Origin of the sequence: Cyclobacterium sp. SYSU L10401 (genome assembly GCF_010993705.1) — a bacterium.
Taxonomy (GTDB): Bacteria; Bacteroidota; Bacteroidia; order Cytophagales; family Cyclobacteriaceae; genus Cyclobacterium.
The window spans coordinates 81,802-102,876 of record NZ_WOFO01000006.1 but is presented as its reverse complement, the minus strand read 5'-3'; the positions used below and the strand labels follow the sequence as shown (position 1 = coordinate 102,876).

The window sequence follows — 21,075 nt, the reverse complement described above, 5'->3', positions numbered from 1 at the left end:
AGATTTACAGAAAGAGAAAAGTTTACTCAGGGTGCATTTACAGAAATGATCTGCTCAAAAAGTATTTCAAATAAATGATTGTATGAGGGTTCTACGTCTAAATAAAAATTGATTTTGGGATTTTCTGCACCTGTAATCTCATAAATGAAATGGTAAGCGTGGTCAAATACCACCAAAACAAAGGGCACTACCGCATCAATGGCCGTATGGATAAAGGTTTTATCCTCGCCTGGCGAGGGCTCATCCCCTTGATTTTCGCTTAAATCGAGTTGTATGTCAATACCAGAGGCATTTACATCAAGGTCAAGGGTAAATTCGGAGGAAGACACAAATACACAAAACAGCATCACCACCAGAAGGGACAGCCTTTCGTGTATCAACCTGTTATGTTTCCAATTATTCCCCATGGGGCGCAAATATAGAAAAGAATTTTGAAAATTGCAGTTATTAATGAAATAAATTGACACGACAAAGCACTTGCTAATCAGCATTTTAGAAAGATTTGAGACTCAAAAAAGTACAATTAGTAGCTTTCACCAGGGAATTTTGTCTGACTCCCGCTCACTTTTACTTGATTTTCTCCCGTAGAAAAACCTTGATTACCTCCAATGCCCTTTCAAATCCGTGGTTATTGGGCACGATCAGGTCAGCATCATGTTTAAATGGAGCAATGTATTTTTCATAAGTAGGCATCACGTGTTGTTCATACCGGTACAGTACATCATCCAAATCATATCCACGCTCTACCTTATCCCTGACAATCCTTCGCTTTAGCTTGATATGGTCTTTGGCATCAATGTATACTTTAAGGTCCAGCAGGTTGGCAAGCTCAGGATAGTACAACACAAAAATGCCCTCTACCACCACCACTGGTGCCGGCTTAAAGGTTAGGATCCTGGATTTCTTGTTGGGGTTGTTAAAGGTATACTCCTGACGGGTAATGGTTTTTCCTTCCTGAATATCCCTGATATCTGAAGCATACTGTTCAAAATCTATGGAATGGGGGGTGTCAAAATTATGTATGCCCCTTTCGTCCAGGGGTTGCAGGTTTCTGGGTTTGTAATAGTTGTCCTGAGAGATCAAACAAACCTGTTCCGGCTCGAAGGCATGTAACAATTTATCCAGAAAATGCGTCTTTCCCGAGGCGCTTCCACCGGTGATACCTATGATAAATGGTTTCTTCATGGGGTTCTGGGTGATACTCATGTGGCCATGATTAAGAATAATGCTCCTGTAGAAAGGCGGCCAGCTCTCTCACTGCCTTCCCTCGGTGACTGATGGCATTTTTTTCGGGCATGCTCAATTCCGCAAAAGTTTTGTTGTAGCCTTCGGGTTGAAAAACGGGGTCATAGCCGAAGCCCCCATTTCCTGAACGTTGTTCGGTGATACTTCCTTCCGCTTTACCTTCAAAGGAAAAGGATTTATCCGCTATGATCAGTGCTATGACGGTTCGAAAAGCCGCTTTTCGGTGGTCTATTTGCTGCATTTTTTCGAGCAGCAGGGAAACATTTCTTTCATCACTTCTAGGCTCTCCGGCAAACCTTCCTGAATACACTCCGGGTGCCCCCTGAAGAGCTGCTACTTCCAAGCCGGTATCATCTGCAAAACAGTCTACCCCAAAATGATCCTTGACATACCTGGCTTTCTGTAAAGCATTGGCCTCAAGGGTATCCCCTGTTTCTGGCAATTCTTCCTTACATCCTATTTCAGCTAAGGAAACAATTTCAAACTCATTTCCCAATGCAGCCCTGATTTCTTCCAGCTTTTTGGGATTATTGGAGGCAAAACAAATTTTCATAGGGTGAAATTAACGGAGCTTTTTGTAAATCCCTCTATCCTTCGGTTTTTTTCTGCTCCTCCAAATGACTTTGATACCTTTAGTGGTGGAAAATGGGAAAAGTTAATCTTCTACAGGTACAGGGATCAGGGAGACCATCTTTTCCAGGTATTTCTGGTCTATGCCATCAAAGTCCGCCAGCCTATCGGAATCTATGTCCAATACACCCAGGACAACCCCGGCATTCAGAATGGGTACCACAATTTCTGAACGGCTGGCAGAACTGCAGGCAATATGACCGGGAAAAGCATCTACATCTGGGATTAGCTGGGTTTGTTTGGTTTCCCAGGCCTTGCCACAAACACCTTTCCCATAGCCTAAACGGGTGCAGGCCAGCGGACCCTGAAATGGTCCCAGCACCAATTGCTCTTTTTTGACCAGGTAAAATCCTACCCAGAAAAAACCAAAAACTTCTTTTAAAACCGCTGCCATGTTGGCCATGTTGGCAATCAAATCCGTTTCTGAAGCCATCAGGGCTTCCATTTGAGGAAGCAATGCTTCGTATTTTTCAGCCTTGCCGGCCTGGGGAGGCAGGACAATATTTTCACTCATGATTGAAATAGGTTTCTAAAACATCTGTTTCCAAAGAAATACGCTTTTCGGGCAAACCAGGTAATACAGGGGCTGGAATACCGAGGCCAAACCGAAGGTTTCCGGTAAAAACCCTTGCTTCATCCCACAGTTCTTCTCGGATAAAGTCCTGCAACAAGGCCGCACCCCCTTCCACCAGCAGGCTCTGCACGCCCTTTTGCTGCAGGTCTTCTAAAAGGGCATGGAGGCCAAATGGCTCTTTTACTTGTATCCAATAGGTTTGTCCAATCGTTTTTTCCTGCTTATAGTTGTAAATCAGGGTATGTTGACTGTCATCAAAAAGGTTCAGTTCGGGGGAAAGCCGGAGCTGTCTGTCGATAAGCACCCGTATGGGATCTTTTCCGGTCCAGTCACGAACATTCAACCGGGGATTATCATAATGAGCAGTATGGGTGCCCACCATAATCGCATCTTCCTCCGTCCTCCACCGGTGAACCAGCTGGCGGCTAAGGGCGGAACTGATCCATTTGCTGTCGAAATTGGTTCTGGCAATGAACCTGTCCTGTGTCTGTGCCCATTTCAATAGTATGTATGGGCGTTTTTTTTCCATACGGGTAAAAAACCTGCGGTTTTGCAGCCTAACCTTTTCTTCCAGTACCCCGGAGACCACTTCAATTCCGGCAGCCCTCAGGAGGGAAATTCCTTTACCTGCTACCAGGGGGTTGGAATCCAAAGCTCCGATGACTACTTTTTTCAACCGATGCCTGGCAATCAATTCGGCACAGGGGGGTGTTTTTCCATGGTGAGCACAGGGTTCCAAACTGACATAAAGGGTGGCATTTTGAAGCAGGCTTTTGTCTTTGACGGTTTTGATGGCATTGGGCTCTGCATGGGCTTCCCCATACTGTTCATGGTAGCCTTCACCTATGATTTCATTTTCCAAAACGATCACGCATCCCACCATGGGATTGGGACTGACCCGGCCTTCACCAAGGGAAGCCAGGTCCAGGGCTCTTTGCATGAAAGTCTCATCTTCAGATAAAGTCCGGGTTTTAGCTTCCATCAGGGCATTTGCGGTCTTAGGGTGATGGCAGGAATGGTCAGTAGTGTGTCTTCCTTTACCGAGACATTGAAGGCCGTATCCAGATAGTTGGAAGGCGCATCTATGGTGATCCGGTAATCATTGGGAGGAAGCCCTTGCAGGTAATAACCACCATTTTCTCCTGTAAGGGTGGTCAGGGTATCGGTGTTACTGCTTACATAAACATGAGGTCTTTCATTTCTGGGTAAAATGCTACCGCGGATAACAGCTGAAACAGCAGACTCAAAAACCCGGATCCTGGGATCCAGCAGGAAGTTGCCATTGCCTGTATTTACCACTGAACGCGCCAGGTCAAAGTCAAGGTAAATATCATAGGAATTTCCCGGCAGGGCGTTAACATTAATTTCTACTTCCAGTTTCTCTTCGAAATCCGAATCTGTGCTCAGGTCAATGCGGTTTTCATCCTGTATCAGGTACAATTGGCTTCCCAGCAAAAGCCTGATCTTTGAAACGGTGCCCGACTGAATTTCGGTTCTACCTATCAATAACCTTTCTTCATTAACCAGGTCACTTATACGGACCATATTGCTGGCTGCCTGGTAGGGAATGTTGACCCAGCTGGCATTTTCAGCATTACCCCTGCTACCGGCCGGCAAGATTTCCACGCCCAGCACCTCTATCCAGACCTGATCAAAATCCCCTGGCGCATCTACTAAAAGTATATTGACGAGGGAACGGTTTTCAGAAGCAGCATCGTCACAACTCATACATAGTCCCGAAAACATACCCATCCATAAAAACAAATACAATTTATTCATCACCTCGATTACGATTTTATACGCTGGTACGAATTATATCCCAAATGAACCACGAACTTCCCTGTTATTCCTGCCATATTCTGCTGTCTTCAGTGATATACCAACGGCCGGCTTCAGCTATAGTTGATGCAGCCGAAATTTTAAACCTGCTTTCACTGACTTCATAGGAAAGGTCCGTTAAATCGCTGGCAATGTCCAGCTCAGCAAGATCTTTACTGTAATGCCCGGAGCTGGCAAATAGTTTCCGCTGTGCTTCATAATATTTTCTCAATTCGTTTTTGACTTTTTCGTCCGGATGGATCTGAAATGATGCTGTACCTTCCCCGGCGGTCATTTCCGAAAATTGCACATAGCCCCAGCGTTCCGGAATATGCATGTTGACCTGGCCCATGGCTGACCAAACCCAGTTGTCCTCCGGGTAGGCTTTCCCGCTGTCGGGGTTGGTTTTTTTAGCATATCCTTTTCCCTCAGGTTCAATTTGCCATTGTACCCTCGAAAAATTTATTTTCCAGTGTTCCCCAGGTTCAGGAGCACTATACCGGGGCCCGGACTGGGAAAGGCTTTTCCACGGAATGGCCATTTCAAGGATCCAAAATTCATCCGTATCGGAGGGGTCGTTTAAGGTTCCCTCCAGGTGCACGGCATATTGAAAATCGTTGATGTTCCAGCCGTTAATAGGTTTGCCTCCATTTTTGTAGGGCCGGGTCATCAATAGATCCCAAAGTGTTCCCAGAGCATTGATTTCTATTTCATAATAATGGTGGGTGTCACCATCTGGGTCGATAAAAATTTCTATGTCATTTTCCTGGAAGATGACGGATTCGCGTTCGGTGTAAGTGGCCCAGATATGGGTTTCTTCCAACCGGATCCCAATATACAGGTTGTCCTTGTCCCACAGCATTTTCATCCGGGTAAGCTGTCCGGGTTCAGGAAATTCCTCTCCTTGAATATCCTGAAAGGCGTCTGACCAGGGAGTATTTTTCCAGGCGGATTCTTCAAGTAGGCCATCCATTATTAATTTTTCCTGCACCTGGTAAGCCATGTAATTTCTTGGTGCGGGAATTGGCTGTGCCCATGTGGGCAGGCTTAGGAAAGCCATGATCAGGCAGCTGGTAATTATTTTATGCATATTTTTTTAATCAGGGAAAACAAATATACAACAAGATGGGCAATGATATTTTTTTCAGGTTGATTACGGGAGATAAGATTCAGAAAATTAATTAAAAAGACGAATGTTCATACCAGATTTTACCCGTTGATCTTATGAAAGGCAGGCCTGGGTAATTTTTCACTTGGTTTAACTGATAAAAATTAGTAATTATGTTTGTTATTAAAGTATAATACTCAGGTAATTTAATGCTTTAACGTAGGTATAATTTGTAGGAGAATTGGCAATGAACAGAGGTAAATGGAGTAAAAACTGGATATTCGTTTTTCTTTTAATCGGAAGCATATTTTTTTCATGTAGTAAAGAAAATCAAACGGGTGATACGGCAGCTAAAATCAAAGAATTTCCCGTGATCAAGGTAGTGGCCAAAGATACTATTTTGCACCGGGATTATGTGGCAGACATCAAAGCCATCCAAAATGTGGAATTAAGAGCCCGGGTGGAAGGCTTTCTGGAGCGGGTTTTTGTAGACGAGGGAAAGGAAGTAAAAAAGGGGCAGTTGCTCTTCAAGACCAACGATCAGGAATACAAGGCTGATCTGGCCAAAGCCAGGGCAAACCTGGAAAGTGCCAAAGCAGAAGCCAAGGTGATGGAATTTGAGGTGGAAAGGCTGAAGATCATGGTGGACAACAATGTGATCTCAGAATCTGAACTGAACCTTACCCGTGCGAAATACGATGCAGTGATGGCCAAAATAGAGGAAGCCAAATCTGCAGAAGCCAATGCGGCAGTACAACTGTCCTATACCGAAATCCGTGCACCGTTTGACGGTACTACAGATAGGATTCCCTTGCGCACAGGAAGTTTGATTGATCCGGGCAGCCTATTGACCACGGTATCGGATGTGAGTTCCGTTCACGTATATTTTAATGTTTCAGAGCGGGAATACCTGGAATATATCAAGGCCAAGGATGAGACGGAAGAAAACAATGTGGTGGAATTGGTTCTGGCAGATGGTTCGCCCTACCCTTTTAAGGGTATGATTGAGACCATGGAGGGTGAATTTAATGCCAATACGGGATCGATAGCCTTCAGGGCAAGGTTTCCCAATCCCAACAAGATTTTAAAACATGGCTCTACCGGAAAAATTATCCTTACCAACCGGATAAGGAATGCCATCATTATTCCACAAAAAGCGGTTTTTGAGATCCAGGACAGAAGTTTTGTTTACGTCGTGGGGGATGACAATATGGTGGAAATGAGAAGTTTTATTCCCAGGGCCCGGTTTTCTCATTACTACATCGTAGAATCGGGATTGGAAGCCGGTGAAAGCCTGGTGTTTGAAGGCATACAAAACATCAAAAATGGTATGACCATCCAACCAAAAATTGTCGCCACTGATGAAGAGGTAGATCCATCTATTCAGGAGGATAATACGGTAGCCGAATTAGTGCAGATCCCTTAAGCGAATTCAGTCATGTTTAATTTATTTATCAAGCGACCGGTATTATCCCTGGTTATCTCTCTTTTTTTCGTCCTGTTGGGCTTGTTGTCTTTTTTTACGCTCCCGGTTGAACTGTTTCCGGATATTGCCCCACCCTCGGTCTCTGTTAAGGCAAAGTATAGGGGGGCCAATGCTGAAGTTTGTGCCAGAACAGTTGCCACCCCTCTGGAAAAAGTAATCAATGGAGTTCCTGGGATGACCTACATGACTTCTGTGAGCAGTAACCGGGGGACTACCGTTATAAAGGTGTATTTTGAAGCAGGTACTGATCCGGACCTGGCAGCTGTAGAAGTGCAAAACAGGATTTCTACTGTGGTTAACGATTTGCCTGAAGAAGTGGTGAAAGCAGGTGTTACGGTAGAAAAGGAAGTGGAAGGCTTGCTCATGTACATCAATGTGGCCAGTGAAGATGTAAGCCTGGATGAAACCTTTATTTACAATTTTACAGATCTCAACGTACTGCAAGAACTGCGCCGGGTAGACGGCGTGGGCTTTGCCGAGATCATGAGTACGAAGGATTACTCCATGCGGGTTTGGTTGAAGCCGGACAGAATGACCGCCTATAAAGTAGCCACGGATGATGTGGTGGATGCCATACGGAATCAGAATGTAGAAGCGGCTCCGGGTCAACTGGGGATCAGTTCTGGAAAAAGCATGCAGATGCTGCAATACGTCCTGAAATATTCCGGTAAGTTTTTCGAACCCAAGCAATACGAAAACCTGGTGGTTCGGGCCAATCCTGATGGATCTATTCTTCGCCTGAAGGATATAGCAGATATTGAGTTTGGAAACCTGAATTACGGCAGAATCTCCAAACTGGATGGGCGGCCTGCCGCATCTATCATGGTGATCCAGAGACCCGGGTCCAATGCCAGTGAAGTCATTGCCAATGTCAAAAAACGACTGGCATCTATCAAGGAGAATAATTTCCCCTCAGGAATGGATTATAAGATTTCCTACGATGTCTCCCGATTCCTCAATGCCTCCATTCAGGAAGTGCTGGTAACCCTCGTGGAAGCCTTTATTCTGGTTTTTATCGTTGTATTTATATTTCTTCAGGACTTTCGGTCCACACTGATTCCTACCCTGGCGGTTCCGGTAGCCTTGATCGGGACCTTGTTTTTTATGCAGTGGCTCGGTTTTTCTATCAATTTGCTCACCCTTTTTGCCCTGGTTTTGGCCATAGGCATTGTGGTGGACAATGCCATTGTGGTCGTGGAAGCGGTGCATGCCAAAATGGAAAAAGAAGGCCTGGCACCTAGACCGGCTACCTTTGCTGCCATGAAGGAAATCGGCGGGGCCATCATTGCCATTACCATGGTGATGTCAGCGGTATTTATTCCGGTGGCCTTCATGTCCGGACCGGTGGGAATTTTCTACAGGCAATTTTCACTGACATTGGCATTTGCTATTTTTATTTCTGGTATCAATGCCCTTACCCTTACTCCGGCGCTTTGCGCCATACTGCTTCAAAACCACTACGGACAGGAGAAAAAGCGAACCTTGCTGCAAAGATTCTTTGATGGGTTTAACCGGTTTTATAATTTCTTTGAACACAAATACTATCAGTACATCACCTATATCGTTCCCAGAAGAGGGGTAACAACCCTTATATTACTCTTTTTCTTTTTTGCCACCTGGGGCATCAGCAAAATCCTGCCCACTGGTTTTATTCCCACCGAAGACCAAAGCATGGTATATGTCAATGTCACTACCCCGGTAGGGGCTACCGTAGAAAGAACGGAAAAGGTACTGGACGAATTGATCATTAGACTGGAGGGCAATGAGGCAGTCGAGTCGGTGTCCAGTCTGGCAGGATACTCCCTTGGAAACGGACTTTCAGGAGCTTCTTATGGAATGGCCATGGTCAATTTGAAATCCTGGGATGAAAGAAAAGAGCTTCCTATCCAACAAACCCTGGATGAATTCAGGGATTTGGCAGAAGGCATATCGGATGCCAAAATCGACTTCTTCTTGCCACCTACTGTTTCGGGTTTTGGCAATTCCAGTGGTTTTCAGATGAAAGTCCTGGATCAAACGGGCACCGGAAACCTGGACAGACTGGCAACCATTACCAATGAACTGGTAGCTGAATTGGAAGCTTCGCCGGAGATCAACAATGCGTTTACTGATTTTGATCCTACCTTTCCCCAGTTTATCGTGCACATAGATCAGGACATGGCCGCCAAGAACGGGGTTACCATTTCCAAAGCACTGAACACCATGCAGGTACTGCTAGGTGGTATGTTTGTCTCCGATTTTGTCAGGTTTGAACAAATGTATGATGTGATGCTACAGGCCGGGCCGGAATACCGGGCCAAGCCAGAGGATGTAATGAACCTGCAGGTCAAAAACAATGTAGGAGAAATGGTACCCATTTCCTCCTTCCTAACCATGGAAAAAGCCTACGGTCCGGAGCAGCTGACTCGATTTAATATGTACAACTCCTCCACGGTAAAAGGTGCAGCGGCCCCGGGATACAGTAGTGGAGATGTCATAGCTGCGATCGAGCGTATCACCGCCGAAAAACTTCCGCAGGGTTACGGACACGACTGGTATGGCATGTCCCGGGAAGAAGTGGGCTCTGGAAACCAGGCCATCATCATATTTCTGATTTGTCTGCTCTTCGTTTATTTGATCCTTTCAGCTCAGTATGAAAGCTTTTTATTGCCGCTACCAGTTATCCTTTCTCTTCCTGTAGGTGTTTTTGGTGCCTTTTTCGCCTTGTATCTCGTAGGCCTGCAAAATAACATTTATGCCCAGGTGGCCCTGATCATGTTGATAGGTTTATTGGGAAAAAACGCCATTTTGATTGTTGAGTTTGCCATTCAAAAAAGAGATGCAGGACATGGTGTTATCCAGGCAGCGGTAGAGGGAGCTGTCACCAGGCTCAGGCCTATTTTGATGACTTCCTTTGCCTTTATTGCCGGTTTGTTGCCGCTGGCCATGGCTACTGGTGCAGGAGCTTTGGGCAACAGGTCCATCGGTACCGCCGCTGCAGGAGGCATGTTTATCGGGACCATTTTCGGATTGATCATCATACCGGGATTGTATGTGATTTTTGCCCACTTCACCTTTAAAAAAATTGAAACAGAACCGGAACTGCCTTTAGAGGAAGAGGCACCCGTATCTTTTTCCAATAATTGATATTCATTCATGTTTTTAAAAAATAAACTTTTCGTACGTCTGGCTGTAGCCGCATGGGCTATGCTGACTTTGTACGCTTGTAAAAGTATAGACGTTCCCGTGCTTCCGGAAATGGAACCAGTACCTGATGCCTTTCTGGACATAACTGATTCATCGAGTATCGGGGATATTTCCTGGGAGGAATTCTTCAATGACCCCAATCTGGTCTATCTCATAGAGGAAGGCCTGGAAAATAACCTGGACTTGCTTACTGCCCTGGAAAGGATTGAAATAGCCCGAGCCAGATTTCAGATCAGCAAGGGGGCCATATACCCTACCATGGATGGTATTGTCCGGTACAGGTCTGGTGATATCCGCCCAAATTTGCTAGGGTCAACCATAAACGGTGACAGAAACGTAGTGAACCGGCTGGAAAACAATTTTATCGGATTTCAAAGTACCTGGGAAATAGACGTTTGGGGTAAGTTGAGGGATCGAAAAGAGGCCAATTTTGAAGAATTCCTTGCCACGGAAAAGGGCAGGCACCTGTTGATAACCAATATGGTCGCTGAAACAGCCAAGTTTTATTATGAACTGCTGGGTATGGACATTGAGCTGGAGACCATAGAGCGAAACATTGAATTTCAGGAAATGGCTCTGGAATTGATAAAAATTCAGAAGTTGGCGGGAAGGGCCACCGAGTTAGCGGTCCAGCAGTTTTCCGCTCAATTGCTGTCCACCAAAAGCCTGGCTTTTGAAAAGCGACAGGAAATCATTGAAACGGAAAACTACCTTAATTTTATATTGGGGAGGTTTCCGCAGCCCATATCCAGGGCTTCATCTCTTTTGGAGATCAAATTGCCTTATGGCATGGAAGTGGGCATTCCCTCCGATATGTTGCTCCGGAGACCGGATATTCAACAGGCTGAGCATGAGCTCAGGGCGGCCAACTTCAATGTGGAGGCAGCCAGGAAGGAATTTTTCCCCTCCTTTAGCCTGACTCCCTATGCGGGATTGAATGATCGAAGCCTTCCTGCGGCTTTAAAAATGCCGGGAGGCCTTACCATTGGTCTTTTGGGAGGACTGACTGCTCCCATTTTTGCTCAAAACAGGATTCAGGGAGATTTTGACCAGGCCATAGCCACCAATAAAATTGCCCTTTACAATTACCAGCAGCGTATTCTGGAGGGTTTCCAGGAAGTATCCAGTAAACTGCAAAGGCTGGATAATCTAAGGAGTGTGTACAGTCTCCGTGATGAGGAAACCGCTGTATTGCTGAATGCCGTATCCACCTCCAATGAGCTATTCAGGGGGGGGTATGCCTCCTATCTGGAGGTGATTACCGCTCAATCCAGGGTCTTGGAAGCAGAATTAAGTAAAACCAATACCCGGATTGAGATGTTTCTCACGGTGGTAGACTTGTACCGGGCTTTGGGTGGGGGATGGAAATAGGGCGGAAATTCTTTTTCCCCAGCACTTCACTTCGTATTTTTGAGGTTGCATGATGAATTGGGAAAAATTATTATTGCCGAAAGGCCTTCAATCTGCTGAGGCAGACAGACAAAGGAGTCAGTTTGAAAAGGATTATGACCGCATCATTTTCTCTGCACCCTTTCGGAACCTGCAGGACAAAACCCAGGTTTTTCCGCTGCCGGAAGACGATTTTGTGCATACACGGCTGACACATAGCCTGGAAGTTTCCAGTGTAGGCCGCTCATTGGGTAAATCCGCAGGTAAGTTCCTGCTGGAAAAATATCCCGGACTGGCAGCTAAGCAATTGCAGCCTTTTGATATCGGGGGAATAGTGGCAGCTGCTTCCCTGGCCCATGATATTGGCAATCCCCCGTTTGGGCATGCCGGAGAGGAAGCCATCTCGGATTTTTTTAAATTTAACACCCTGGGGCAATTATGGAAAGGGCAATGCCCTGACAAAGACTGGGAAGACCTGGCCCATTTCGAAGGCAATGCCCAAGGCTTTCGCATGTTGGTCGACAAGAAAAACGGGATCTTTATTTCTCCGCCTACGCTTGCTGCCTTTACCAAATATCCCAGGCCCTCCTGGACTGCGGCCAGGGATCAAAAGCGGCGGAGCCAGAAGAAATTCGGCTTTTTTTCCGGTAACCTGGAGGACTATACAAAACTTGCCGAAATGATGGCTATTCCCAGCATTGCGGATGCCTGCTGGATAAGACATCCCCTTGCCTTTTTGGTGGAAGCCGCCGATGATATCTGTTACAGCATCATTGACCTGGAGGATGGCTGCACGCTTGGGCTGGTTTCCCTGGAGCAAACCATTGCCCTTCTGGCAGCCATTATAGGCAAAAGATTTGATCCTGAAAAACTGGAGAAGTATGACAGCAACAGGCAAAAACTGGCCATCATGCGTGCCATGGCCATCAACCAGCTGATACAGGAAACGGCATTGGTTTTTGAGGAATTGGAACCACGATTGTTGTCTGGGGAATTTGACCGGGCACTGACCGACATCATTCCTTCTGCAGGTCCATTAGAAGAAATAACCGCCCTTTCCGTAAAACAAATTTACCGTTCTCAGCCGGTATTGGAAAAAGAAGCTGCCGGTTATCAGGTATTGGAAGGACTTTTGGAAACTTTTGCCGGAGCTCTTTATGCGCATCATTTCCAAAAGGAAAAGTTTTCCGGGCACCACAGAAGTATACTGAGGCTGCTTCCTTCTTCCTATGCCTTGCAGGAAAAGCAGGACGCCAGCACGATCATCCGGGAGCTTTTGGATTTTATTTCCGGCATGACGGACAAGTATGCGTTGTCCCTGTATCGCAGGGTAAAGGGGATTGCCCTGCCTGGTCAATAAATAGAGCATGAAGTGTTGTGTCTTTGTGGAAAAACCTGTGGATAACTTACTCAAAAGTTGTTTAAAGCCGCTAATTTCTTTTAAGTAGAAACTTTATGCTCCCCAGGCGGTCAGTACCAGTTTTCTGCGTCCTCCATGATTTCGGAATTCTCCCAGGTAAATCCCCTGCCAGGAGCCCAGGTTGAGTTTTCCACTACTTATCGGAATTTGCACCGATACTCCGAAAATACTTGATTTCAAGTGCGCAGGCATGTCATCAGGGCCTTCATAGGTGTGGATAAAATGTGCATAATCTTCCGGCACCAGGTCGTTGCTAAAGGTTTCGAAATCCTTCCGAACAGTGGGGTCAGCATTCTCATTGATGGTCAGGCCGGCAGAAGTATGTTTGATCCAGACTTGCAGCATTCCCGCCTCTATTTCCCCTATCTTGGGAAAGTTATCCACAATATGTCCGGTGATCAGGTGAAACCCTCGACGGAAGGGAGGCAAAGCCAATTCTTTTTGAAAAATTTTCATCGCTTTATCTGCTTTTGATGGTTTCTCAAAGGTAAAAAATTTAAGAATACCCATTATTTCTTTATATTTAAGTCTAAACCATTAAAGACACCGAAAAATGAAAAAACTTTCTTTATTCTTCTTGCTGCTAGTCATGGTGGGATCCACGCATTTTCCCACATTGGCTCAGGAAACGACACGGATGTTGACGCTGGAGGATGCCCAAAATATTTCTGATGCTGCAGAAGCCAGGGCCAGACAGGACAATTGGAATGTGGTGATTGCCATTCTTGATGCCGGGGGTCACCTGATCGCCCTGCGTCGCATGGATGGTACCCAGATTGGAAGCGTAGATGTAGGCATTCAAAAGGCCACTACGGCATTGAAATTCAAACGACCCACCAAGGTTTTTCAGGATGGAGTCCAGGCCGGGAATGTGCACATTATGAGTTTGCCCGGGGTGGTGGCCGTGGAAGGAGGGCTTCCCATCAAGGCGGGGGAACAAGTGATTGGATCCATTGGGGTCAGCGGGGTTACCTCTGCCCAGGATGGTATCATCGCTGCAGCAGGATTGGCCGCATTTGAATAAAATTGAATACAGACAAGATGAGATAGCCCTTTTGGGCTGTTTTTTTATATATGCAAAAGGAAGAAATTTTACCCTCAAAACTGCCCTATGTAGGAACGACCATTTTCACCGTCATGTCCAAACTGGCCACAGATGAGAAAGCCTACAATTTATCCCAGGGATTCCCCAGTTTTGACTGTTCTCCCAAATTGAGTGAACTGGTCAGTCATTATGTAAAAAACGGATATAACCAATATGCACCCATGAGCGGTGTCCCTGCCTTCAGGGAAAGTCTGGCTGAAAAAACCAGCCTGGTCTATGCTGTAGATTATGATCCGGAAACGGAGGTGACCATTACATCCGGAGCGACGGAAGCGATCTTTTGTGCCGTAACGGCTGTGGTATACCCGGGAGATGAGGTGATCGTTTTGGAGCCAGCCTATGACAGTTATGTGCCAGCCATAGATTTGAATGGGGGGATTCCGGTATATGTTACCCTGAAATCGCCTGATTTTAAAATAGACTGGGAGGCTGTCAGGGCCAGGATAACCGACAAAACCAAGGCCATTATGATCAATACCCCTCACAATCCGGTCGGAACGGTTTTCAGTAAAGCAGACCTTGATTCACTGGCTGAGCTGGTCAAGGACAGGGATATCTACATTATCAGCGATGAGGTGTACGAACACATTGTGTTTGACGGGGAAGTCCATCATTCCATGATGACTCATCCCCAATTGCAGGAGCGCACTTTTATTTGTGGATCTGTGGGCAAGACCTACCATACTACGGGGTGGAAAATCGGGTATTGCCTGGCACCAAAGGCCTTGACCAAAGAATTTAGGAGAATCCATCAATACATTACCTTCAGTACCGTTACCCCCATGCAATATGCCCTGGCAGATTTTCTGAAACTCCCTGAGCATTACCTGCTCCTGGGGGATTTCTATCAGAAAAAAAGAGATCGGTTTAATGAAGCGTTGAAAGCTTCCCGTTTTACCTTTAGTCCTTCCAAAGGAAGTTTTTTCCAAATCGCTTCTTACCGCAACATCACGGAGGAGTATGATTATGACCTTGCCATCAGACTCACGAAAACATGTAAAGTGGCCTCCGTACCGGTTTCGGTGTTTTACAAGGATAAGAAAGACGATAAATTATTGAGATTTTGTTTTGCAAAGGACGATGAAATTCTGGATAAGGCCGGAGAGATTCTGTCCAAACTTTAAAGATTAAAACACATGCTTAAATTAGGATTTGTTAGTGCGATTTTACCTGAAAAAACTTTCGAAGAAGTAATTGATTTTGCTGCAAAGGAGCAATTTTCCTGTGTTGAAATCATGTGCTGGCCCAAAGGCAAAGCAGAAAGACGCTACGCTGGAGTAAGCCATATCAATGTGGAGACCCTGGATGATGATAAAGTGAAGTACATCAGGAATTATCAAAGGGAAAAAGGAGTATTTGTATCCGGTTTGGGCTATTACCCGAATCCCATGGAACCCGATGATAAAAAGGCCCAGGCTGCAATTACGCATATCAAGGCAGTAATTGATGGGGCTGAAAAACTCGGTATTCCTGTGGTCAATACTTTCATCGGCAGGAATCCTTCGTTAAACATAGAGGATAATTTTAAGATGTTTGCAGAGAGATTTCCCGAAATCGTGGCTTATGGATCCAAAAGAGGCGTAAAATTAGGGATAGAGAACTGTCCCATGTTTTTTACCAATGACGAGTGGCCGGGAGGGAAAAATCTGGCCATCTCTCCTGCAGTTTGGGAGAAAATGTTTGATCTTATTCCGGATCCAAATTTTGGATTGAATTACGATCCTTCTCATTTGGTCTGGATGCAAATGGATCCGGTACTTCCCCTTTATGAATTCAAGGACCGCTTACACCATATACACCTGAAGGATGTGAAAGTATACCGGGAGAAGCTCAACAGGGTAGGGATTCTGGCCAACCCGCTGGAGTACCATTCCCCTAAAATACCCGGATTGGGAGATGTGCCCTGGGGCAGGTTTTTCGCTGCGCTTACCGATGTGGGGTACAGGGGTCCTTGCTGCATAGAAGTGGAAGACAAGGCATTTGAAAAGTCTGAGGAAGACGTTAGAATGGCCATTTTGGCCTCAAGAAACTACCTGAGACAATTTATCCCCTTTGGTTGATCAGATGGTGAGGATATTGGGATTGGCATCATCAATGGTTTTTTTGGTCCATCTTTTCTCATCTTGATCCAGTTTTTCTTCCTGGTCCTCCTGTCTATTTTCGGGAGAAAGCACCAGGTGAATAAACATGGGAAAATGGTCCGAAGAAATGGAAGGGAGCCGTTTGATTTTTTTCAACTGAAATTGATCTGAATGAAAAATATGGTCCAGCGGCCACCTCAACATGACGTGCCTGGCATGAAAGGTATTGTAAAAACCCCGCCCCTTTCTGGGGTCCAGCAGGCCACTGATTTTTTGAAACAACCGCGTGGTTCGGGACCATGCCACATCATTAAGGTCTCCGAAGACCAAAACCGGTAGGTCGGCATTCTTAACGTTTTTTCCCACAATCAGCAGTTCGGCATCCCGGGGTACCGAAGTGTCACTTTCTGTAGGGCTGGGTGGCTCCGGGTGCACGCAATGGATTTGTACTTTCTTTCCGGAAGGCAATACCACTTCTGAATGAATGGAAGGGATATCATCTTTTACTAAATAATGGACTTTGGTGTTTTCCAATGGCAAATTGGAATAAAGATGCATGCCGTAGAGGTTATCCAGTGGTATTTTTACCTGATAGGGAAAGTCTTTTTCCAGTGGTTTCAAATGATTTTCCCACCATTTATCCGATTCAAGGGTCAGAACCAGGTTGGGCTGGTATTGGTGGACCAGATCGATCAGCTTCTGTACCTGCCGGTTTGGGGTCAAAACGTTGCTGACCAGTAAGGCAATTTCGTTTTCCTGGTCTATACCCTGAAAGCGCCTGACCTCTTTTTTAGCAAAAAAGGTATAGGAAGATATTTTTTTGGCCTGGAAGAAAAAGCTGAAAACTACCAGGGAGAGCAGGATCAAATTCCATGTTTTGACTTCCAGGGAAGGAATAAAAAATAAAACAATGGCTATAGTAGCGAGGGTCAGCAATTGAATTCTGGGAAAATCAAAAACCCTGATCCACCAGTTGCCTAATTTGATTTTGGAAGCGATTACCGCCAATATGCATAGGGAGCTTAGGGTAATCCTGCCTATGGTGAGGGCTAATTCCATACTAAAAACAGATTTTTAATACCTTTTAAAGTCGTTTTGAATTCTAATTATTTACAAGATATGCGAAAACCGTAGATTAATTTATAATTTTATCGGGTAAATCAATAATTTAAGGGCCAATGAATTTTTTAAAAACATTTTTCAGGCAGGAGTTTGAATCCAGGGGATTGGACATGTCCAATGAGCCGTTTATACAGGCGCTGGAGATAGCCCTGTATACCCATAAATCCCTTTTCCTTACCGGCAGGGCAGGTACCGGAAAAACTACCTTTTTACATACCTTGAGGAAGTTAAATTCCACAAAAAACATGGCTGTAGTAGCACCTACCGGAGTGGCTGCCATAAACGCCAGGGGGAAGACCATCCACAGTTTTTTCCAGATTAATCCCAGGCAATTGTTTTTACCGGGAGATCCCAGGTTACAGCCCAAAGCGAAAGGAAACAAGGAATCCATCTATGACACCTTTAAATATTCCAAAAGCAGGTTAAACGTTATCAAAAGTCTGGATATTCTGGTTATTGATGAAATTTCCATGGTGAGGGTGGAAATGTTGGATATTCTGGACCAGATACTTCGGGTTTTCAGGAAAAAGATGCACCTGCCCTTTGGAGGAGTGCAACTCATTCTGATAGGTGACCCCTTTCAATTACCGCCGGTCGTCAGAGAGGCGGACTGGCCCTTCCTTTCCAATCATTATGAGACCAGGTTTTTTTTTAGTTCCTACGCTTTTAGGCAACTCGGTCCCTATCATATTGCCCTGCAGAAAATTTACCGGCAAAAGGACGGGATGTTCAAAGATATGTTAAACAGGATCAGGGAAAGCCGGCATACCTATGATGACATTCGCTTTTTAAATGAAAGGGCAAAAGCCTATCATTTTGATCTATTGGATCAGGGATATATTTTGTTGGGTACCCATAACCATTCCATTTCTCAAATCAATCAGCAGAAATTGGAATTGTTGACATCTCCTTCCCGGGAATATAAGGCCAGCATTGAAGGTGATTTCCCGCCCTCAATGGCTCCTTTTGACCCCATTGACCTTACCCTAAAGGTAGGTGCTCAGGTGATTTTTATGCGAAACAATGGCGATAAGAATTACTATAACGGCATGATTGGTAAAGTAGTAGAGCTGGAGGCCAATAGAATCAAGGTAGAAGGAAATAATGGTGCTTTTTATGAGGTAGAAAGAGAGGTTTGGGAAAACGTAGATTTTCGCTACAATGAAAAAGAGCAGCGGGTAGATGCTGAAGAGGTCGGGAAATTTACCCAATTTCCTTTAAAGCTGGCATGGGCCATTACCGTGCACAAAAGTCAGGGTCTGACTTTTGACAAATGCATCGTTGACATCGGACGATCTTTTGAAGCGGGACAGGTATACGTGGCGCTCAGCCGCTGTACAGATCTGGACGGTTTGGTCTTGAAAGCACCTATCGGCATGCAAAGTGTAAAGGTGAGTCAGGATAGCCTTAATTTCAGCTTGCAACGGCATGAAGAAACAGAGATTGAAGAAGAATTGAAGTTACAAAGGGCCTTGTCATCCCTTCCCTATGCCCTCCACGCGTACAGAAAAGGAAATTTTGATAAGGCAAGAAGAATTTTTGAAGCCGTTCAGGAAATTCACGACATTACGGCTTATGCCAAATGGAAGCAGTTTCTTTTGATAAAGCCCTGGCTGGAGGAAAGACATAAGAGGAAGTAGGGAAATCAACGTTGATGGCCAGGCTGTTAGCTGATATTTTTTTCTCAAACTTGTTGGAGTTACAATTTTAAATATATAAATTTGTAATTGACAGCAATATAAGTGCTTTTCGAAAAATTGTATTTTTAAAGAGGAGGGGCTTTGAGAGATGATAAACAGCAAAAAAATAATCTTGCCAGATTATTGGTATTAATTGGAATTATCGCAGGAAGCATTGGACAAACATATGCCCAACTTGATTGCGAGTTTAGTCCGATTCCGGGAGGTGGATTTTCCCGGCATTCGACCTGGTATGCCTATGTGTATCAATTGTCACCCGATTACCGGCCAACCCTTGATTATAACAGATCATTTGTAGATTACAGTCAGGCAGATAAAAAGTTCAAGGGTGTTTTGATGAGAGGAGGAAGTCATTTTCTGCCCAGTAATTCACTAAATTTTGATACAACTTTTGGAGATGGATCCATCGATGGGTTTTCAAATGATGAAAACTTTTTTTCGACCGGAGTTGATCCCTATTCAGCTGGAGGTTGCGATACCCAATTACAAGATTTTGGTGTCATCATGCGTAGCAGAAAGGTCATGGAAGAGCCTGGAATCTACCGGGTAAGAATTGGTAGTGACGACGGGTCTTATTTTAAAATGTATGAAGCAGGAAATAATTCAAATCCAACTTTAGATATAAATGGCGATCCTGTTATACATGACAATTGGTATAAAGACGGGAGTGATGGATTGTATAATTTTGTGTATAATCAAAATATCAGGAATTACTACATTCCGTTTAATGGCGGGGAGTCAATTTGGATGGACTTGTATTATTTTGAGAAAAAAGGCAATAACCGGTTAAGCTTTAACTTTGAATTGTATTTCGGGCCTGGAGAAATTGCCAATCCCGGAAGTGCGATGGGTGTTCGGTCATATTGTGGTATCGCCCCTGATCCCGAACCATTTGAATCCCTGGGTCCGGCCGTTTTTGCTGAGGGAACGGCTCCGGAATACCAGTGGCAGTATACTACCCTTCCCAATCCCGTGGAGGGGGATTGGATCGATATTTCCAATGCTACGGGCCTGACCTACGACCTGCCCCAGTACGATGAAAATGATCCGGACAATAACTGGACAGGTACCAGGTATTATAGAAGGAAGGCAGAAAATACCGTTACAGATGGGGAAGGAAATACCCTAATCAATTCTTTTGCCTCCAATATCCTGGAAGTGAACATCAACGTGATAGATGATTTGGATCAAAGTGAATATGGTAACAATGAGTGGATCGGACATATTTATTCCGGAGAAAAAAACTTTGATTCTGAGGATTACCTGGGAAGAATGGTTGAACAGGACATCTTTCTTCAGGATTTTGACTACAATGGGTTACCCTCCTCTCCGGTAACCTTTAGCCCTGACTACGGTTGCCCTTTTCTCACCGACCGGTTCTCCATACGCTATAAGATGAGGATGGACGTAGAGCCGGGTACCTTGAGTTTCAATGTGAGAGCCGATGATGGATTTAGATTAAGTGTGGATGGAGGCGTTACCTGGTTGCTTTCCGGGCAGTGGGAATCCGGAGGTAGTGCGGGAACCACCTATACAGCACAGTATGATGTGCCTGCAGGTATGGAGACCCTGGATTTAGTGATGGAGTATTTCGAAGTTACGGGAGGAAATTCAATTGATTTCTATTATGACATGGCCAGCTTAATCCTGCCTTTGCGGTGGGGAGAAATTTCCGGACAGTCATGCGGAGAAAGCAATTGTCTATACTGGACTACAGTTCAAGAGAAAAACACCAGTCATTTTGTTGTTGAAAAATCCCCAGATGGGCATCAATGGAAAGCCCTGCCAGGGTCTGTTCCTGCAAGCGGGCAGAGTAGCGGCACCAGGGCTTACCAGGCTGAAGATAGTTTGGTAACGGATAAAAAAGCTTTTTACAGGATTAGCCAGGTGGATTTGAATGGTGATTTCAGCCATTCCGAGGTGATCAGGGTAGAAAACAACTCTCTAAGAAAGAAGCTGCTGCCATTTCCAAACCCGACGGTTGATTTTGTCCATTTTGAAACCGAGGAAGAGGTCGTTAGGGTTAGGTTGAGCAGCCAGGATCAGCGGATAAGTAGGGAACCAAAAATTGAGCGAACAGGGGAGTACAGGTACAGCATAGATATACGAGACTTTCCGGTAGCTCACTATATGCTAATCCTTGAAACGGACAAGGAAACAAGTGTTTATAAAATAATGAAGCGTTGACCAAAAGCATATTCAGGGATAGTC

The 21,075-nt window shown here is 45.1% G+C and carries 18 protein-coding genes; 9 read left to right on the top strand and 9 right to left on the bottom strand.

All coding sequences use genetic code 11. The features are described 5' to 3' along the window. Positions 1 to 26: 26 nt before the first annotated feature. The 7 genes from GL182_RS15015 to GL182_RS14985 form a co-directional block, all read right to left on the bottom strand. Entirely contained in the window at positions 27 to 407 is a 381-nt protein-coding gene (locus GL182_RS15015; protein ID WP_163380592.1) for a hypothetical protein, read from the bottom strand. Between the two features lie 160 nt (positions 408 to 567). Then, the gene (udk, locus tag GL182_RS15010; protein ID WP_163380786.1) at positions 568 to 1,185 is read right to left on the bottom strand and encodes a uridine kinase; all 618 of its coding nucleotides are present in this window, start codon (positions 1,183 to 1,185) and stop codon (positions 568 to 570) included. Between the two features lie 31 nt (positions 1,186 to 1,216). Further along, the gene (locus GL182_RS15005) at positions 1,217 to 1,798 is read right to left on the bottom strand and encodes a non-canonical purine NTP diphosphatase (protein WP_163380591.1); all 582 of its coding nucleotides are present in this window, start codon (positions 1,796 to 1,798) and stop codon (positions 1,217 to 1,219) included. A gap of 102 nt (positions 1,799 to 1,900) precedes the next feature. Then, complete coding sequence (locus GL182_RS15000; RefSeq protein WP_163380590.1) at positions 1,901 to 2,389, bottom strand: GAF domain-containing protein; 489 nt, start codon at positions 2,387 to 2,389, stop codon at positions 1,901 to 1,903. Further along, a complete protein-coding gene (gene ribD / locus GL182_RS14995; RefSeq protein ID WP_163380589.1) occupies positions 2,382 to 3,431 on the bottom strand; it encodes a bifunctional diaminohydroxyphosphoribosylaminopyrimidine deaminase/5-amino-6-(5-phosphoribosylamino)uracil reductase RibD in 1,050 nt (349 codons plus the stop codon). The genes GL182_RS15000 and ribD overlap by 8 nt, the downstream gene beginning before the upstream one ends. Continuing rightward, positions 3,431 to 4,228, bottom strand: coding sequence for a DUF4382 domain-containing protein (locus GL182_RS14990; RefSeq protein WP_163380588.1), 798 nt, complete (start codon positions 4,226 to 4,228; stop codon positions 3,431 to 3,433). Before GL182_RS14990 ends, ribD begins: the two co-directional genes overlap by 1 nt. Positions 4,229 to 4,292: 64 nt before the next feature. After that, complete coding sequence (locus GL182_RS14985) at positions 4,293 to 5,357, bottom strand: carbohydrate-binding family 9-like protein (RefSeq protein ID WP_163380587.1); 1,065 nt, start codon at positions 5,355 to 5,357, stop codon at positions 4,293 to 4,295. A 265-nt stretch (positions 5,358 to 5,622) separates the two neighbouring features. Here GL182_RS14985 and GL182_RS14980 point away from each other — a divergent pair, with 265 nt between their 5' ends. The 4 genes from GL182_RS14980 to dgt are packed head-to-tail and all read left to right on the top strand — an operon-like array spanning position 5,623 to position 12,796. Next, positions 5,623 to 6,801 (top strand): efflux RND transporter periplasmic adaptor subunit, encoded by a 1,179-nt coding sequence (locus tag GL182_RS14980; RefSeq protein WP_163380586.1) that lies wholly within the window; start codon positions 5,623 to 5,625, stop codon positions 6,799 to 6,801. Between the two features lie 12 nt (positions 6,802 to 6,813). Continuing rightward, the gene (locus GL182_RS14975; protein ID WP_163380585.1) at positions 6,814 to 9,987 is read left to right on the top strand and encodes an efflux RND transporter permease subunit; all 3,174 of its coding nucleotides are present in this window, start codon (positions 6,814 to 6,816) and stop codon (positions 9,985 to 9,987) included. 9 nt (positions 9,988 to 9,996) lie between these two features. After that, positions 9,997 to 11,418: a TolC family protein gene (locus GL182_RS14970; protein WP_163380584.1), complete on the top strand. Its 1,422-nt coding sequence runs from the start codon at positions 9,997 to 9,999 to the stop codon at positions 11,416 to 11,418. Between the two features lie 49 nt (positions 11,419 to 11,467). Beyond that, positions 11,468 to 12,796 (top strand): dGTP triphosphohydrolase, encoded by a 1,329-nt coding sequence (dgt, locus tag GL182_RS14965; RefSeq protein WP_163380583.1) that lies wholly within the window; start codon positions 11,468 to 11,470, stop codon positions 12,794 to 12,796. Positions 12,797 to 12,889: 93 nt separating this feature from the next. Here dgt and GL182_RS14960 read toward each other — a convergent pair whose 3' ends face one another. Then, positions 12,890 to 13,312: a secondary thiamine-phosphate synthase enzyme YjbQ gene (locus tag GL182_RS14960; RefSeq protein WP_163380582.1), complete on the bottom strand. Its 423-nt coding sequence runs from the start codon at positions 13,310 to 13,312 to the stop codon at positions 12,890 to 12,892. A gap of 97 nt (positions 13,313 to 13,409) precedes the next feature. Between GL182_RS14960 and GL182_RS14955 the strand changes: the two genes are divergently transcribed. From GL182_RS14955 to GL182_RS14945, 3 genes are read left to right on the top strand one after another with little or no spacing between them, the layout of a single operon-like run. Continuing rightward, complete coding sequence (locus GL182_RS14955; protein ID WP_163380581.1) at positions 13,410 to 13,880, top strand: GlcG/HbpS family heme-binding protein; 471 nt, start codon at positions 13,410 to 13,412, stop codon at positions 13,878 to 13,880. 50 nt (positions 13,881 to 13,930) lie between these two features. Then, positions 13,931 to 15,085: a methionine aminotransferase gene (locus GL182_RS14950; RefSeq protein ID WP_163380580.1), complete on the top strand. Its 1,155-nt coding sequence runs from the start codon at positions 13,931 to 13,933 to the stop codon at positions 15,083 to 15,085. 12 nt (positions 15,086 to 15,097) lie between these two features. Next, a complete protein-coding gene (locus tag GL182_RS14945; RefSeq protein WP_163380579.1) occupies positions 15,098 to 16,021 on the top strand; it encodes a sugar phosphate isomerase/epimerase family protein in 924 nt (307 codons plus the stop codon). Here the strand turns inward: GL182_RS14945 and GL182_RS14940 are convergent, their stop codons facing one another. Continuing rightward, positions 16,022 to 17,101, bottom strand: coding sequence for an endonuclease/exonuclease/phosphatase family protein (locus tag GL182_RS14940; RefSeq protein WP_163380578.1), 1,080 nt, complete (start codon positions 17,099 to 17,101; stop codon positions 16,022 to 16,024). A 119-nt stretch (positions 17,102 to 17,220) separates the two neighbouring features. Between GL182_RS14940 and GL182_RS14935 the strand changes: the two genes are divergently transcribed. Then, complete coding sequence (locus GL182_RS14935; RefSeq protein ID WP_163380577.1) at positions 17,221 to 18,804, top strand: ATP-dependent RecD-like DNA helicase; 1,584 nt, start codon at positions 17,221 to 17,223, stop codon at positions 18,802 to 18,804. A 141-nt stretch (positions 18,805 to 18,945) separates the two neighbouring features. Continuing rightward, positions 18,946 to 21,051, top strand: coding sequence for a hypothetical protein (locus tag GL182_RS14930; protein ID WP_163380576.1), 2,106 nt, complete (start codon positions 18,946 to 18,948; stop codon positions 21,049 to 21,051). The last annotated feature ends 24 nt before the right edge of the window (positions 21,052 to 21,075 follow it).

Excerpts from the sequence above, each read along its gene's own strand:
- GL182_RS15015 (WP_163380592.1), bottom strand. The coding sequence starts at position 407 with ATGGGGAATAATTGGAAACATAACAGGTTGATACACGAAAGGCTGTCC.
- udk (WP_163380786.1), bottom strand. The coding sequence starts at position 1,185 with ATGAAGAAACCATTTATCATAGGTATCACCGGTGGAAGCGCCTCGGGA.
- GL182_RS15005 (WP_163380591.1), bottom strand. The coding sequence starts at position 1,798 with ATGAAAATTTGTTTTGCCTCCAATAATCCCAAAAAGCTGGAAGAAATC.
- GL182_RS15000 (WP_163380590.1), bottom strand. The coding sequence starts at position 2,389 with ATGAGTGAAAATATTGTCCTGCCTCCCCAGGCCGGCAAGGCTGAAAAA.
- ribD (WP_163380589.1), bottom strand. The coding sequence starts at position 3,431 with ATGGAAGCTAAAACCCGGACTTTATCTGAAGATGAGACTTTCATGCAA.
- GL182_RS14990 (WP_163380588.1), bottom strand. The coding sequence starts at position 4,228 with ATGAATAAATTGTATTTGTTTTTATGGATGGGTATGTTTTCGGGACTA.
- GL182_RS14985 (WP_163380587.1), bottom strand. The coding sequence starts at position 5,357 with ATGCATAAAATAATTACCAGCTGCCTGATCATGGCTTTCCTAAGCCTG.
- GL182_RS14980 (WP_163380586.1), top strand. The coding sequence starts at position 5,623 with ATGAACAGAGGTAAATGGAGTAAAAACTGGATATTCGTTTTTCTTTTA.
- GL182_RS14975 (WP_163380585.1), top strand. The coding sequence starts at position 6,814 with ATGTTTAATTTATTTATCAAGCGACCGGTATTATCCCTGGTTATCTCT.
- GL182_RS14970 (WP_163380584.1), top strand. The coding sequence starts at position 9,997 with ATGTTTTTAAAAAATAAACTTTTCGTACGTCTGGCTGTAGCCGCATGG.
- dgt (WP_163380583.1), top strand. The coding sequence starts at position 11,468 with ATGATGAATTGGGAAAAATTATTATTGCCGAAAGGCCTTCAATCTGCT.
- GL182_RS14960 (WP_163380582.1), bottom strand. The coding sequence starts at position 13,312 with ATGAAAATTTTTCAAAAAGAATTGGCTTTGCCTCCCTTCCGTCGAGGG.
- GL182_RS14955 (WP_163380581.1), top strand. The coding sequence starts at position 13,410 with ATGAAAAAACTTTCTTTATTCTTCTTGCTGCTAGTCATGGTGGGATCC.
- GL182_RS14950 (WP_163380580.1), top strand. The coding sequence starts at position 13,931 with ATGCAAAAGGAAGAAATTTTACCCTCAAAACTGCCCTATGTAGGAACG.
- GL182_RS14945 (WP_163380579.1), top strand. The coding sequence starts at position 15,098 with ATGCTTAAATTAGGATTTGTTAGTGCGATTTTACCTGAAAAAACTTTC.
- GL182_RS14940 (WP_163380578.1), bottom strand. The coding sequence starts at position 17,101 with ATGGAATTAGCCCTCACCATAGGCAGGATTACCCTAAGCTCCCTATGC.
- GL182_RS14935 (WP_163380577.1), top strand. The coding sequence starts at position 17,221 with ATGAATTTTTTAAAAACATTTTTCAGGCAGGAGTTTGAATCCAGGGGA.